A 14,019-nucleotide genomic window follows, 5' to 3' on the forward strand; every position below is an offset into this window, starting at 1 on the left:
GCCTCATGTATCACGATCTCTCAGGCGAGCGCGTCACTGTCGCGAACGACGCTGCACGCCTCGCCTGGAACGACACGCTCGAAGCCGTGCTGGCCCATGCTGCCGCGACACCTGAGCATCTCGCCCGCGTGCTGGCAGCGGATCCGGATTTCGCACTGGTTCATGCGGCCAAAGGCCTGATGCTTCTTTCGCTTGCCAGGTCAGAATTGCTCGGAGCGGCGCGCGACTGCCTCGTCAAGGCCAAGGCGGCCATCGCGTTGCGTCCCGTCACACAGCGTGAGCGCATGCTGGTCGAGGCATTGGCGTTCTGGCTGGCCGATGCACCGCGACTGGCCGCCGGGCGCCTGGAAGCGATTCTGGAGGCCCACCCCCTCGACGTGCTGGCGCTAAAACTCTCTCACGGCCTGCGCTTCATGCTCGGTGATCAGGACGAGATGCTGGCCTGCCTGCGCCGCACCGCGCCGGCTTTCGGCGAAAGCCATCCGCTTGCCGGATATGTCCATGGCTGCCACGCTTTCGCGCTCGAAGAACAGGGTTTCTATGCCGAGGCCGAGCGAGCGGGCCGCCGCGCCGTCGTCCTTGCGCCACGCGATGCCTGGGGCCGCCACGCCGTCGCGCATGTGCTGGAAATGACCGGCCGCGCCGACGAGGGGATCACCTGGCTCGGGAATGCCCGGAACTGGTCCCATGCCAATAACCTGCGCTTCCACATCGTCTGGCACCTCGCCCTGTTCCGGCTCGAGCACGGAGAGACCGCGGAGGTGCTGCGCCTCTATGACAACGATATCCGGGGCGAGCCCACCGACGATTATCGCGACATAGCCAATGGCGCCTCGCTGCTTGCCCGGCTCGAATATGCCGGCGTCGATGTCGGGACGCGCTGGGAGGAACTGGCCGCACTCGCCGAGGGCCGGATCGATGATGGCCGCCTGGTCTTTGCCGACCTGCACTATGCTCTCTCATTGCTCGGCGCCGGGCATTCAAGCGGCGCGGAGGCGATCGCCCGCACGCTCGTTGGGGATAGCCGGGCGCATCGCAGCAGCGAGCGCAGGCAGGCGGCCCATCATGGTGCGCTCGCGGCCTTCGGCCTGCTCGCCTTCCATGAAGGCGACTACAGCGAGGCGGCGAGGCTGCTGGGCGCCGCGCGCGACGGACTGGTCGCGATCGGTGGCAGCCACGCTCAACGCGACCTCTTCGAGCAGGCCTATATCGAAAGCCTGATCCGCTCGGGCAACCATGAGCGCGCGGCCCCGCTTCTTAGCGAACGCATCACGAAACGCGGCGGCTCCAACCTCTTCGCCGCGCGCCGGCTGGCGTTGCTGCGCAACCGGCCGGCCGCACACACCGCCGCGTTGGCCGTCGCGGCGACCCCGCTCGCGCTCGCCCACTAAACGCCACCACAGGAATAACAGCCATGATCACCACCACCCTGCCCTGGACCACCCCCCTTCTATCAGCACGCACCATCGCGAACCTGGCCCTTGGCGGCTTTGCCGGGCTTGGCTTCTGGGAACTGTTCTCGGCCGTCCCGACCGCGTGGTTCGCGGAATTCCCCCTGGAGCCGCCCGAGTTGGTGAAGTCGCTGTTTTCCCACCAGCTCGGCCTGACGCTTTCGACGCCGGTCGCGAAGCTGCTGCATTTCCTCACAGGCTTCCTGTTCTACCCGCTCGGCTATTACGCGCTGACGCGTTTCGTGAAGAGTTTCGGCATGCCCGCCGATGGTTGGATCTGGGGGGTGATCACCTACTTCATCGCGCTCGGCTTCTTCGCGCCCCTGGCCGGTCAGGCCTTCCTTCTCACCGACGTGCCGCGCCTCTCCCTCATGAGCCTGATTGGCCACGCGATCTATGGCTACCTTGCGGCCTTCGTCTTCGAGCAACTCGAAGCGTCTTCTGCGCCGGTTCGTCCCCGCTGAGGATCCGACCGGGCTCTTGTCGATGACCGGGCACATAGCGCGGTTTCAACGCCCTGTGCCCGGCTCTCCCTCACCTGGATTCGCAGCAAGCTCGACGGCCAGTCGCGCCGCGACTGCCGGCACATCGGGGCTGGCATCGGCCAAAAGCACGGGTGGCGCGACGGAGGCTGCGAAGCTTTCGGCAATGGCTGGCGAGAGCGTGATCGCACGGCCGGCCAGGGCCACCGGCTTGAGGCCGACACGCCCACGCAGTGCCAGAGCGAGGCGGGCGAGTTCCCGTCCTGCCCCCACAAAAATCCGTCTCGCTTCGGGATCCCCGGCCTCATCGGCAGCGCTTACGGCACGGGCCAAAAGCCCCAGGCTGCCGCGGTCGCCGCCATAGATATAGACGCGGGCCGCATCCCAGGAGCTGCCGCCAACAGCTGCGGAGAGCGCCCGGCCAATCACTGTGCTCCAGCCGGAACCCGGCGCTTCATCTTCTCGCCGCAGGACGAACCGCAACGCCTCGGTCGCGATCCAGGTCGCCGCCCCGCCATCGTCGACCAGCACGCCATAGCCGCCGGCTCGGATGATCTCGCCGCCTGCCGCGAGGTGGTAGCCGATGGAGCCGGTACCGGCATAGACGACGATGCCCTCGCCGGGCGCAAAGCGGGCGCGATAACCGAGCCACATGTCGTCCACGACGAGCACGGATGTCTCGGCGCATTGGAAGGCACCCGCGAGCATCCGTGCAAAGAGGGCCGTCGTCGGCGAAGCCGATCCAATGCCCGTGACGCCGGCCACGATGGCGCTGGGCCGGCTATGGCCTGCGAGTTCCGACGCGAGCCCCGCAAAGATGCCTCGCACGCGCTCATGGTCCGCCTCGCTGAAGACATGGCCCGTCATCGGTGCCACGTCGCCTCGTGCCATGACCTCGCCAGCTGCGGAGACGAGACACCAGCGCGACGCCGTCCCGCCCGTCTCGATGCCCAGGCCCAGCGGGTGCTCAAGCCCGGGCATGCGCGACGAAACGGCGGGTGATCTCGCGGGGATTGGTGATGGCCGTGCCAACGACCACGGCGTGCGCACCGGCTGCGAAGGCCGCATCAAGCTGCTCCGGCCGCTCGAAACGCCCCTCCGCCACGATCGGCGTCGATATGGCGCCAGCGAGGGCAGCGATCAGCGCGATATCCGGCCCCGCCGCCTTCAACGCAGCGGTCTCATCGGTGTAGCCGGACAAGGTCGTGGCAATGTAGTCGGCGCCAAGCCTGGCCGCACGGACACCGTCCTCGAACGTCGCGCAATCCGCGAAGACGGGCTTGCCCAGTTCACCGCGGATGCGCGCGATCAGAACCCCGAGTGGTTCGCCATCGCGGGGCCTGGCGGTTGCATCGAGCGCAATGATGTCGGCGCCCGCGGCAGCAATCAGCGCAGCCGCGGCGAAATCGGGCGTGATATAGACCGGAAAGTGATCGTCCCAGCGTTTGAGGATGCCGATGATCGGCAGCGTGCTGACCGCGCGGATCGCAGCGATATCGGCAGGCCCATTGGCACGCAGGGCGAGCGCCCCGCCATGCTCCGCCGCCTGGGCCATCGCCGCCATGAACACCGGCCCATGCAACGGGTTGTCCGCCCGCGCCTGGCAGGACACGGCGAGGCTGCCCGGCGGTATCAGGTTCTGATTGTCTAGAAGTGTCACTTTACCGCCCCTGCGGTCATGCCCCGGATGAACTGGCGCGACATCACGATGTAGATGATGGTCAGTGGCAGGGCTGCGATGGTGAGGCCGGCAAAGAGCATGCCCCAGTCGGTGGTATATTCGCCCATGAACACCGAAAGGCCCTGAGGCAGGGTCTTGCGCACATCGGTCTGGATGAAGACGAGCGGGAAGAAGAAATCATTCCAGGTCGGCACGGCATTCTGAATCGCGGAAATGACCATCGGTGGCACGGATAGCGGCAGCATGATGGACAGCATGATCCGGGGCTCGGACGCCCCGTCGATGCGCGCGGCCTCCTCGAGTTCCGTCGGCAACGTCCGCAAGAACCCGGTCATGATGAAGATCGTCGAGGGCAGGCCCATCGCCGTATAGATCAGGATGAGGCCGAAACGGGTGTCGAGCAGGCCGAAATCGCGCATCTGGAGAAAGAGTGGGATCACCGCGAGTTTCAAGGGCAGCATCAGGCCGGCCAGGAAGAACATGAAGATGGCCGAATTGCCCGGGAACTCGTAACGCGCGAGCGCATAGGCCCCCATCGTGCCGAGCAGCAGGATAAGCGCGATGGACGAGCCGGTGATGATCACCGAGTTGATGAAGTAGCCCGGCAGGCTTGTCTCGCCCCAGATCCGGGTGAAGTTCGCGACATAGGTGAAATCAGGAACGGAAAACGGTGCGTCGAAGATCTCCCCGGTCGTCTTGAAGGCCGAGAAGACCATGATGACGATCGGGTAGAGCATCAGAACGGAGTTGCCGACGAGCAGCGCGGCGGCGATCAGGCTGCCGGGGCTGCTGCGCGGAAACAATGGGTCCGGGCTTTGGGCCTTTGCCGTCACAGCGCGATCTCCCGGCGGCGCAGATACTGCGTAATGAGCGTCGCGACGACCGCGATGAACATGAACATCAAGACGGCAAGCGCATTGCCGTGCCCGAAATCCTGAAGGCCTGCGCTCTGGTTGCCGAAGGCAGTGCGGTAGAAATAGAGCCCCAGCACGTCCGTCGACCCGTAGGGCGAGCCGTCCAGCCCCGCCATGATGTAGGGCAGCTCGAACCAGTTGAAGGCGCCGATGAAGAGCAGCGTCAATGTGATGGTCGTGGAGGGCGCCACCAGTGGCCAGACGACACGGGTCAGCATCTGCCAGCTGCTGCAGCCGTCGAGCTTGGCCGCTTCCAGGATTTCGCGGGGGATGCGCTGCATTCCGGCCAGATAGACCAGGGCGGGAAACCCGACCCAGTGCCAGGCATTGGCCATGACCAGCGCGGGCAGCGCCGTCGTCTCCTGACCGAGCCAGGGCTGGCGCAGCGCGCCGAGGCCGATCATGTCGAGAAGCTGATTGATGAGGCCGAAATTGGGGTCGAGGAAGAGCTTCCACAGGAACCCGACCAGGACGGTGGACAGGATCACCGGCATGAAAATCGCGATCCGGTGAAAGCGAAAGCCGAACGGCTCCCGATAGATGAACCAGGCAAGCAGAAATCCGGCGGTGTTCTGCACCACGAAAAGCGCGAAGAAGACGAAGAGATTGTGCCGGAAGGCGCGCCAGGTCAGCGCCGCGAAATGATCACCGAACAGGACATCGCTGAAATTCTGCAGGCCGACGAATTCTCCCTGGGCCATCCCCTCCCAGCGATAGAAGGCAGAGCTGAGCGCCACCAGCAGCGGCCAGACGACGAAGGTCAGCATCATCGCCATCGGCGGCACGATGAGAAATGCGATCCAGGCCGCGCGCTTGCGCCTTTCGCGGCGTCGGTAATCCGTCTTCATGAGACCTGGCCTGTTGAAGCAGCACTCAGGGGGAGAGCCCGGCGCGCGCCTGTCCAAGCGCATGGTCGGGTTCTGCCGGCCATGCGCATCATGGGAGCTTCAGCCCCGGAGCTTACTTCTTGAAGGGTGCGTAATAGGTCCCGATGCCCTTCGTGACCTCGGCACCGACCTCGGCCGGAGTCGCCTTGCCCGCCAGCATCTTCTGCACGCCGGACTGCAGCAGCACCGAGCCCGTCGGCTCCTGATAGCGGAAATTGACCAGCATGATGTAGGACATGGCCCGCTCGTTGAGCGCCGCGACCTCCTTCAACAACGGATTCTCGAACTTCACGCCCTTGATTGGCGAGATGTTCTGCAGATCGTTCGAGAAGGCCGTGCCGAACTCAGGCGTACCGAGGAAGCGCAGGAACTTGAGCGCTGCGTCCTTCTTCTTCGACGCGGCGTTGATCGCGTAGCCGCCATCGTAATAGAGCGCGACAAGCCGCTCATCCCCGGCCTTGGCAACCGGCGAGGCGAACATCCCCAGTTTCAGCTTCGGGTTCTGGCGCAGGAAGTTGGCGAGCTCGAAGGAGCCACCGGCAAACATGGCTGCGCGCCCGGCCGCGAAGAACTGCTGCGACGCGGCATAATCCACGCCCGAGAAATTCGGGGCGAAGTACTCCTTCAGCTCGTTCAGCTTGGCGAGAGCGCCAACGAAGCGCGGATCGGTGAAGTCGGCCTTGCCGGCGAGCACGTCCTGCTCGAACTGCTTGCCGATCTGGGAGGAGAGCAAGGCGCCGACGATGGTCTCGTTCTGCCAGGAGGTGGCGGTGCCGTTACCGAAGGGGGTGATGCCCTTCTCCTTCAGCGTCTTCGAAACGGCGACGAGCTCGTCCCATGTCGCAGGCGGCGTGACGCCGGCCTTCTCGAACAGATCCTTGTTGTAGATGATCAGCATCGTCTGCGAGGCGAAGGGCACCGCATAGAGCTTGCCATCGGACCGCATGGTCTCTGCCGCCACCGCCGACGCGGGGAAATTGTCGAATTCCGGCACCATCGTCTTGTCGAGCGGCACGAGATAGTCCGGCTTGCCGACGCCAAGCGTGCCGTAGGCGCGCACCTGCACGATGTCCGGCCCGGTGCCGCCAGCAAGTGCGGTCGACAGGACTGTGGGATAGTTCGCGGCCTCGAAAGCCTCGAACTTCACATTGATGTCCGGATGTTTCTTGCGGAACGCCTCGATGAATTTGGCGTAGGCTGCCTTATCTTCCTGGCGCCAGCTCCAGAGGGTGAGATCTTCCGCCTGCACCGGAGCCGCAAGGACTGTCGCGGCGGCGAAAGCCGTCAGGGCGAGCTTGCCAAGCGCGCGTCTCAAGATGGATCTGGTCAGAATCCCGGCCAACATGTTTGCTCTCCCTCGTTGAACGTAACGTTTGTTATTGTTGGATGAATTCGACGGCCGGCAAGTTCGGCGTCACGACGAGCGCGGTCGCGTCATCGTGGATCTTGACGCGGTTGAACCGTTCCGTGCGAGGATCTCCGTTCTCGAGCCGGCGCAGTTCGGCAACGAGTGCAGTCGCACCGTCGCGCACCACAGCCTGCATGAGACCAGCCTCGTCGTAGCGTTTCAAGACATCGACAAGGCGCATGAACCCGTCGGAAGCGAGCAGGACCGTCGCCGTCGGGGACACGGTCGCGGAGAAGGAACGCAAGCCCGCTTGCCACGGAAGCCCGGGATGAACAGCCCAATAGCCATCCGGCTGGTTCAGGAAACGGCGATTCTCGTGAATCTGCGCCAGAGCAGGCGCCGAAATCGGCTCGCCGTCACGCCGCAGGCCGGTTCCGGCCGCTGCGATTGTCCGGGCCTCGAACGGGCCCGCCGAAGCGTCCGTCCAGCGCTCCATATGTTCGCCATCGAGAATAATGATCGACACGTCGCCGATCACCACCCCCTCGATACGACAGGATTCCCCCATGGCTGAAAGGCGCACGAGGCCGAGGACGGCCGAAGGCCCCTCTCCTCCGATACGCTCAGGCTGACCGTCACCCAGCACGGCGTAATCCCGAGCGGCAGCCACCTCGAGAGTTGCCGCGATCTCGGAAAGCGGGGCTTCATCGCGCGCCGTGGAACGCAGGATCTCATCGACCCGCTGCGCGAGCCACGCCCCTTCCGATTGCTGCTCCGTTCTGGAAGCGCCTGAGAAGAAGGCGGACCCGTCGATGATCCATGCATGCGAGCCGGAAGATCCCGCCATGTCCTCGTTGAAGGGCGCACTGCCCTTGACGCTGACCTGCGACAGGATGCGCCAGCCGGCCGATTCCTTCGGAACAGCAGAGACAGCGGGACGTTCTGCGGACCCTGAAAGAGACCCTTCGCCTTCCACTGTTCCGCGTGCTCCCGCTTCGCGCGCTCAGCGCGATCAACACCCTCTGGTACGATACCAATATAGAACCAGTTAACGCTGTTCAAGCCGGAAAATGCTCGCCCCTGCGCCGCCGGGCGAAGGGTTACGACGCGTGTCTGAGGGGTCAGCCCTCCTGCCGCTCGGCCACCCGCTCCAGCCCGAACTCGCGTCCGGGAATCGAGGCGAGCAGCGCTTGGGTATAGGGGTGTTGCGGATTGCCGAAGACAGAGCCGATCGGCCCGGCCTCCACCACCTCCCCGCTCTTCATGACAGCGACAAGATCGCAGACCTGAGCCGCCACGCGCAGATCATGGGTGATGAAGACGATCGACAGGCCAAGACGCTGGCGCAGTTCCGCCAACAGCTTCAGCACCTGCGCCTGGACCGATACGTCGAGCGCGGAGACAGGCTCGTCCGCCACCAGCACATCCGGCTCCAGAGCCAATGCGCGGGCAAGTCCGATCCGCTGGCGCTGGCCGCCCGAGAACTCATGCGGGTAGCGTTCGGTCGCGGCGGGATCGAGACCGACCAGCCCAAAGAGTTCCTTGGCGCGCGCCAATGCCTGCGCACGCGGCATGCCGTGAACGACGAGGCCTTGCGCAACCGCCTCGCCCGCCTTGCGGCGCGGGTTGAGCGAGGCGAATGGATCCTGGAACACCATCTGGATATGGCGCGTCTCCGCCCGCATCTGCTCGCGGGTCAGACAGGCGAGGTCGCGGCCGTTCAGGCGGATCTCGCCGCTCTCGGGATCGATCAGGCGCACGAGGCAGCGCGCCAATGTCGACTTGCCGGAACCGGACTCGCCGACGATGCCGAGCGTGCCGCCCTTCGGCAGCACCAGCGAAACATCCTTGACCGCGTGGGTGATGCGCTGGCCGCGACCGAAGAAGCCACCGGTGCGATACGTCTTCGAGACGTGCTCTATGGTCAGGATCGGATCGCTCGACAGCGGACGCGGAGGCGGAGCCTTCAGTGGCGGCACTGCGGCGATCAGCTGCTTCGTGTACGCGTGCCGGGGATTGTCCAGCACCGCACTGGCCGTGCCCTCTTCGACGACGCGGCCCTGGCTCATCACCGCGACACGGTCGGCGATTTCGGCAACGACACCGAAATCATGGGTGATGAACAGAACGGCCGTGCCCTTGCGCCGCTGCAGGTCGCGAATGAGTTCGAGGATCTGCGCCTGGGTGGTGACGTCGAGCGCAGTCGTCGGCTCGTCGGCGATCAGCACCCTGGGATCGAGTGCGAGCGCCATGGCGATCATGGCGCGCTGGCGCTGACCGCCCGAGAGTTCATGCGGATAAGCCTTGAGCGTCGAAGCCGGATCGGGAATCCGCACTTCATCGAGCAGGGCGAGGACCCGCGTCCTGATCTCGCCAGCCGGCAGATCGGTATGGATCTCGAACATCTCGCCGATCTGGTCGCCAATGCTGCGCAAGGGATTCAGCGCGGTCATCGGCTCCTGGAAGATCATCGCGATACCGGCGCCGCGCACCTTGCGCATCTCGGCCTCGCTCACATCGGCAAGGTTGCGGCCCTCGAAGAGGATGCGCCCGCCGTCGATCGCGACCCCGCCCGGCAGCAGCCGCATGATGGCATTGGCCGTCATCGACTTGCCGGAGCCGGATTCGCCGACCACGCAGAGGATCTCATTGGCCGCCAGGGAGAGCGACACATTCGCCATGGCGTGCGACCGGTCGGCGCCGGCCGGCAGCTTCACGCTGACATCGTCGAGAACAAGAATCGGGGTCATCGGCTCTTCAGCCTCGGATTGAGAGCGTCATTGAGCCCCTGCCCGACCAGCGAGACGGCGAGCACGGTGACGAGAATGGCAATGCCGGGAATGGCCGAGACATACCACTGCACGCGCAGCACATCGCGCCCTGCGCCGATCAGGTTGCCCCAGGAGGCAACATTCGGATCGGAGAGCTTCAGGAAGGCGAGCGCGCTCTCGAGCAGGATCGCGACCGCCATCACGACGCTGGCATAGACGATCACCGGCGGTAATGCGTTCGGCAGGATCTCGCCAAAGATCAGCTTGATGTCCTTCAGTCCCAGTGTGCGTCCCGCCTGCACGAACTCGCGGTTGCGCAGCGAAAGGAACTCGGCGCGCGTCAGTCGCGCCGAAGCCGGCCATGAGACGATGCCGATGGCGACCGTCACCGTGGTGATGGTCGAGCCGAACACCGCGACGAGCACGAGCAGCAACAGGAAGTTCGGCAATGTCTGGAAGGCCTCGGTCACGCGCATCAGTACGGTGTCGACCCAGCTGCCGTAATAGCCGGCGAAGGCGCCGATCGTGATGCCGATCATGACCGAGATGAAGGTCGCGACCAGACCGATCAGCAGCGAAATGCGTGCGCCATGGAAGATCTGCGCGGCGATGTCGCGGCCGGAATTGTCGGTCCCGAGCAGGAAGCGCGGGTTGCTGAAAGGCCAGATCAGCGGCCGCCCGGCAAGCGCCAGCGGATCGCGCGGATAGAGCCAGTCGGCCGTCCCCGCCATGGCCAGAACGAGGATGAGCAGCAGCAGGCCGATGACGGCCGAGGGACTGCGGAAATAGAGCTTTGCGAACTCCATGGCTCAGGCTCCCGCCGTGATGCGCGGATCGAGCCGGGCATAGAGCAGGTCGACGATGAAATTGACCGCGATCACCAGCAGCGCCGAGACGAAGATGATGCCGAGCAAGGTGTTGAGATCGCGCTGCACGACCGATTCATAGGCCAGCCGCCCCAGCCCCGGCAGCGAGAACACGCTCTCGACCACCACAGAACCGCCCAGCATCGTGCCAGCCTGCAGGCCGATCAGCGTCACCATCGGCAGCAGCGCATTACGTAGGACGTGCCGCACCACCACCCGCGTCTCATCCATGCCCTTGGCCCGCGCCGTGCGGACGAAGTCGAGATTGAGCACCTCGAGCATCGAGCCGCGCATGATGCGCAGATAGATCGCCATGTAGAACAGGCCAAGCGTCAGGGTCGGCAGGATGAGGTGCTTGGCGATGTCGAGCGTCCGGGCCAACCCCGTAAGGCTGACTGTGATATCCTCGAAACCACCGGCTGGCAGCCATTGCAGGTAGATCGAGAACACGACGATCGCCATCAGCCCGAACCAGAAGGTCGGCATGGCGTAGAAGATCAGCCCCAGTGTCGAGATCAGGGTATCGGGCCATCTGTTGACGCCGCGCGCCGCGATCACACCGAAGATCAGCCCGAAGAAAAAGGCAAAGGACAGCGAGGCGCTCATCAGCAGGATCGTCGCCGGCAGCCGCTCCGCAATCACGGTCACGACCGGCTTGCCGTAGATCGCCGAGAAGCCAAGATCGAGCCTGACCAGTCGCCAGAGATAATTGCCGAGCTGGGCCCAGACCGAGAGATCGAGCCCGTAGAACTCGCGCAGATGGCGGGCGGTGGCGGCATCGCCACCGCCCATTTGCGCCATCATCGCATCGACCGTATCGCCCGGCGCGAATTGCAGCAGCAGAAACACCCCGATCAGGATCAGGATCAGGGTCGGGATCGAGGCGGCAAGACGCCGCCCCGCAAGAGCTAATACGCGCATGGGAACTGGCCGGTTTCGACTGCGGAGGCTGGTGGACGTGTCACTCCGCCAACCAAAGATCGTGCCAGGAACTCGAGCCCCAGCGCGGCGTGTTGGAGTGGTTGCGGGCCTTGGCGTTGATCACCGTCAGGAAGATCTGCTCGATCGGCGTCCAGATCGGCAGCTCTGTGTTGGCGCGCCGTACGAAGTCGCCATAGAGCGCCTTGCGCTTCGTCGGATCCACCTCGGTCGCCGCGTCGTCGATGATCTTGTCGATCGTCGGATCGGTCCAGTCCCATTGATTGGTCCATGGCGCACCCTTGGGCTGCCCAGAGCGATACCACACCGTCGTCGAGACCGCAGGATCATTGCGGTACTGATGCCAGCCCGTAGCCAAGTCGAAGGCGTGATCGTCATAGACCTGCTTCAGGTAGCCGCCACCATCGTTGCGCACGATCTCGACCTTGATGCCGACATTGGCGAGCGACTGCTGGATGAAGGTGGCAAAGAGCGTGATGTCCTCGCCCCATGGAGCCGGCAGCAGGCGCACCGAGAAGCGCGTTCCGCCAGCGCCGGCCTTGAACCCGGCTTCGTCGAGCAGCTTCGCGGCGAGTGCCTTGTCGAAGGGATATTGCGGGCCGTTATCGGCCGGATAGAAATCGGTCGAGACGGAGGGGACCGGACCTGTGCMGAGCTTGGCGAAATCGCCGAGGAAATTCTCGATGAAGAACGGGATGTCGAGCGCATGCGCGATCGCGCGCCTGACCCGGATATCCGCGAGTTCCTTGCGGCGGAAATTGAACTCGATCGTGTTCGTGCGGGCGTTGCCCTCGTTACCCTTGGTCGAAACGATGAAGCGCGGATCCTTGCCGAGACGGGCGGAATCCGAGATCGTCAGGCCCGAGAACGGGCTGTAGTGGATCTGTCCGGCTTCCATCTGGGCGGCGGCGGCAGCGCGATCGGTGACCACGCGCCAGACGATCCGGTCGAGATAGGGGGCGTTGGCGCGCCAGTAGTTCGGGTTGCGGTCGGCAATGATGTGCTGGCCCCGCTCGTACTGCGCGAACTTGAACGGCCCCGTGCCCACCGGTGCCAGATTGACCGGGTTCTGGCGGATGTCGCCTTTGCCTTCGTAGAGATGGCGCGGCGAGATGTAGCCGAGATCGGGCAGTGCGCGCAGCAACAGGTTGAGCGGCATCGGGCGCTCGTAGCGGAACACTGCCGTCAGCGGGTCGGGCGTATCGACGGCGGTGAGGAAGAGCTGCAGCGTGGTGCCGTAGTTGAGGATCTTCTTCCACATCTCCATCGCGGTGAACTGCACGTCGGCGGAGGTGAAGGGCTTGCCGTCATGCCAGGTCACGCCCGGCCGCAGCTTGAACGTGATCGTCTTGCCGTCGGGTGCAGCCTCCCAGCTCTCGGCGAGCACGCCGACCGGCTGGCCGCTGGCATMGAGATCCACCAACTGCTCCTGGATCTTGCCGCCGATGATGTAGACGCCGGTCGAGGCCTGCAGGCTCGGGTTCAGCTGGCGCTGCTCGGCACCGTAATGGACGGTGAAGACTCCGCCCTTGCGCGGTGTTTCCTGGGCGAAGGAGCGCATCGGGAACAGCACATTCGAAGCGATGGCGGCGCTTGTCAGCAGCGCGGCGCGGCGGGTCATGTCCATGGAGACCTCCTGGGTCCGGTGTTCGATAAGGGCAGAGCCGGAATTCACGATGATCCGGCCATCAGGCTGTTCTCAAAGGGGAGCCAAGGCTCGCGTCACGGTACGAAGCTGACGATCACGCCATTGGCGGAGTCGGCCGGTACGCTGACGGCACCACCATGGCGCACCGCGAGCGGGCCGAGCGCCTTGGCAGCGCCTTCGAGATCGGCACTCGCCAGAACGATCGCGGTTGCGCCGGCGGGAGCCGCACCGATCCGCACCGCATCAGGATAGCGCCCCGCAAAACCGGCCGCATCATAGAACAGGAAATCGGCGCGCTTGCCGCCCGACGGCACCAGCCAGCCGTCATCCTGCGGACGCGCAGGCTCGTCGATCAAACGGCTGAGATGCCCGGCGGCCGCCTTCGGATCTGCAGCGAGGACCTCGACCCGAACGATGCGGCTCGCGCCGTTCGCATGTTTCTGGAGCTCAGGAATCCAGACCGTCTCGCGCGTCAGATGCTGGCAGGCAAAGATGCGCAGTCCGCCGGGACTCTCGTTCAGAGGCCAGCGGAAGACATTGAACTTCGCTTCGCCCGTCCCGCCATTCGGCAGATCCACCGGGCGGCCGAAATGCACGGGACCCAGGGCTTCGAGGCCACGGGTCTTGAGTTCAGCTGCGCCTGCAGCGGCATCATCCGTGGTGAAGGCAGCGCGCTCCAGCCCTTCCCGGTTCTTCAGATAGTCGCGGGTCGGCTTGTTCTGATCCGTCTCGGTCAGCACGCCGAGCAGCTCGAGATAGTCGTCTCCGAACATGATCGTGTAGTTGCCGGTTCCCAGGATCGGCGAATGGGTGCCGCGCGGGGAGACCGTGAAACCGAGGCGCTCCCATTGCCGGGCAGAAGCATCGAGATCGCGGACGGTCACGACGACATGATCGAGACCGAGAATGTGCTTGAGCGACATGACGCCCCCTTTGACCAAGAACCCAACGGAAGCAGAGTTCATCCGAACCAACAGAGGGGCGCAACCACTTCGAGGTGACGTTTCCAGCAGCCCCCGCTGCGCGGCACAC

The 14,019-nt window shown here is 64.7% G+C and carries 13 protein-coding genes; 2 read left to right on the top strand and 11 right to left on the bottom strand.

The window, feature by feature from the left end; all coding sequences use genetic code 11:
• The first annotated feature begins 5 nt into the window (after positions 1-5).
• Both AC1DIO_RS06245 and AC1DIO_RS06250 read left to right on the top strand, forming a co-directional pair.
• Entirely contained in the window at positions 6-1,391 is a 1,386-nt protein-coding gene (locus tag AC1DIO_RS06245; RefSeq protein ID WP_441505904.1) for a tetratricopeptide repeat protein, read from the top strand.
• A 23-nt stretch (positions 1,392-1,414) separates the two neighbouring features.
• Positions 1,415-1,915: a hypothetical protein gene (locus AC1DIO_RS06250; RefSeq protein WP_441505905.1), complete on the top strand. Its 501-nt coding sequence runs from the start codon at positions 1,415-1,417 to the stop codon at positions 1,913-1,915.
• Between the two features lie 45 nt (positions 1,916-1,960).
• Here the strand turns inward: AC1DIO_RS06250 and AC1DIO_RS06255 are convergent, their stop codons facing one another.
• The 11 genes from AC1DIO_RS06255 to AC1DIO_RS06305 all read right to left on the bottom strand — a co-directional run bounded on the left by AC1DIO_RS06255 (position 1,961) and on the right by AC1DIO_RS06305 (position 13,910).
• Positions 1,961-2,914: an N-acetylglucosamine kinase gene (locus AC1DIO_RS06255; RefSeq protein WP_476776323.1), complete on the bottom strand. Its 954-nt coding sequence runs from the start codon at positions 2,912-2,914 to the stop codon at positions 1,961-1,963.
• The gene (locus AC1DIO_RS06260; RefSeq protein ID WP_441505907.1) at positions 2,901-3,593 is read right to left on the bottom strand and encodes an N-acetylmannosamine-6-phosphate 2-epimerase; all 693 of its coding nucleotides are present in this window, start codon (positions 3,591-3,593) and stop codon (positions 2,901-2,903) included. The genes AC1DIO_RS06255 and AC1DIO_RS06260 overlap by 14 nt, the downstream gene beginning before the upstream one ends.
• Complete coding sequence (locus AC1DIO_RS06265) at positions 3,590-4,447, bottom strand: carbohydrate ABC transporter permease (RefSeq protein ID WP_441505908.1); 858 nt, start codon at positions 4,445-4,447, stop codon at positions 3,590-3,592. The genes AC1DIO_RS06260 and AC1DIO_RS06265 overlap by 4 nt, the downstream gene beginning before the upstream one ends.
• Positions 4,444-5,376 carry a carbohydrate ABC transporter permease gene (locus AC1DIO_RS06270; RefSeq protein WP_441505909.1) on the bottom strand — a complete coding sequence of 311 codons (933 nt, stop codon included), beginning with the start codon at positions 5,374-5,376 and terminating at the stop codon, positions 4,444-4,446. Before AC1DIO_RS06270 ends, AC1DIO_RS06265 begins: the two co-directional genes overlap by 4 nt.
• A gap of 112 nt (positions 5,377-5,488) precedes the next feature.
• Entirely contained in the window at positions 5,489-6,730 is a 1,242-nt protein-coding gene (locus AC1DIO_RS06275; RefSeq protein ID WP_441489783.1) for an extracellular solute-binding protein, read from the bottom strand.
• A gap of 61 nt (positions 6,731-6,791) precedes the next feature.
• Positions 6,792-7,739 (bottom strand): hypothetical protein, encoded by a 948-nt coding sequence (locus AC1DIO_RS06280; protein ID WP_441505910.1) that lies wholly within the window; start codon positions 7,737-7,739, stop codon positions 6,792-6,794.
• Between the two features lie 145 nt (positions 7,740-7,884).
• Positions 7,885-9,513: an ABC transporter ATP-binding protein gene (locus AC1DIO_RS06285; RefSeq protein WP_441505911.1), complete on the bottom strand. Its 1,629-nt coding sequence runs from the start codon at positions 9,511-9,513 to the stop codon at positions 7,885-7,887.
• Complete coding sequence (locus tag AC1DIO_RS06290) at positions 9,510-10,340, bottom strand: ABC transporter permease (protein WP_441505912.1); 831 nt, start codon at positions 10,338-10,340, stop codon at positions 9,510-9,512. Before AC1DIO_RS06290 ends, AC1DIO_RS06285 begins: the two co-directional genes overlap by 4 nt.
• Before the next feature lie 3 nt (positions 10,341-10,343).
• Positions 10,344-11,321, bottom strand: a complete 978-nt coding sequence (locus AC1DIO_RS06295) for an ABC transporter permease (RefSeq protein ID WP_113515850.1) — start codon at positions 11,319-11,321, stop codon at positions 10,344-10,346.
• A 40-nt stretch (positions 11,322-11,361) separates the two neighbouring features.
• Positions 11,362-12,966 (bottom strand): ABC transporter substrate-binding protein, encoded by a 1,605-nt coding sequence (locus tag AC1DIO_RS06300; RefSeq protein WP_476853253.1) that lies wholly within the window; start codon positions 12,964-12,966, stop codon positions 11,362-11,364.
• A 95-nt stretch (positions 12,967-13,061) separates the two neighbouring features.
• Positions 13,062-13,910 carry a VOC family protein gene (locus AC1DIO_RS06305; RefSeq protein WP_441505914.1) on the bottom strand — a complete coding sequence of 283 codons (849 nt, stop codon included), beginning with the start codon at positions 13,908-13,910 and terminating at the stop codon, positions 13,062-13,064.
• Between the last annotated feature and the right edge of the window lie 109 nt (positions 13,911-14,019).

Source organism: Allobosea sp. 05T439 (genome assembly GCF_056396005.1).

Excerpts from the sequence above, each read along its gene's own strand:
- AC1DIO_RS06305 (WP_441505914.1), bottom strand. The coding sequence starts at position 13,910 with ATGTCGCTCAAGCACATTCTCGGTCTCGATCATGTCGTCGTGACCGTC.
- AC1DIO_RS06255 (WP_476776323.1), bottom strand. The coding sequence starts at position 2,914 with ATGCCCGGGCTTGAGCACCCGCTGGGCCTGGGCATCGAGACGGGCGGG.
- AC1DIO_RS06285 (WP_441505911.1), bottom strand. The coding sequence starts at position 9,513 with ATGACCCCGATTCTTGTTCTCGACGATGTCAGCGTGAAGCTGCCGGCC.
- AC1DIO_RS06290 (WP_441505912.1), bottom strand. The coding sequence starts at position 10,340 with ATGGAGTTCGCAAAGCTCTATTTCCGCAGTCCCTCGGCCGTCATCGGC.
- AC1DIO_RS06270 (WP_441505909.1), bottom strand. The coding sequence starts at position 5,376 with ATGAAGACGGATTACCGACGCCGCGAAAGGCGCAAGCGCGCGGCCTGG.
- AC1DIO_RS06250 (WP_441505905.1), top strand. The coding sequence starts at position 1,415 with ATGATCACCACCACCCTGCCCTGGACCACCCCCCTTCTATCAGCACGC.
- AC1DIO_RS06295 (WP_113515850.1), bottom strand. The coding sequence starts at position 11,321 with ATGCGCGTATTAGCTCTTGCGGGGCGGCGTCTTGCCGCCTCGATCCCG.
- AC1DIO_RS06245 (WP_441505904.1), top strand. The coding sequence starts at position 6 with ATGTATCACGATCTCTCAGGCGAGCGCGTCACTGTCGCGAACGACGCT.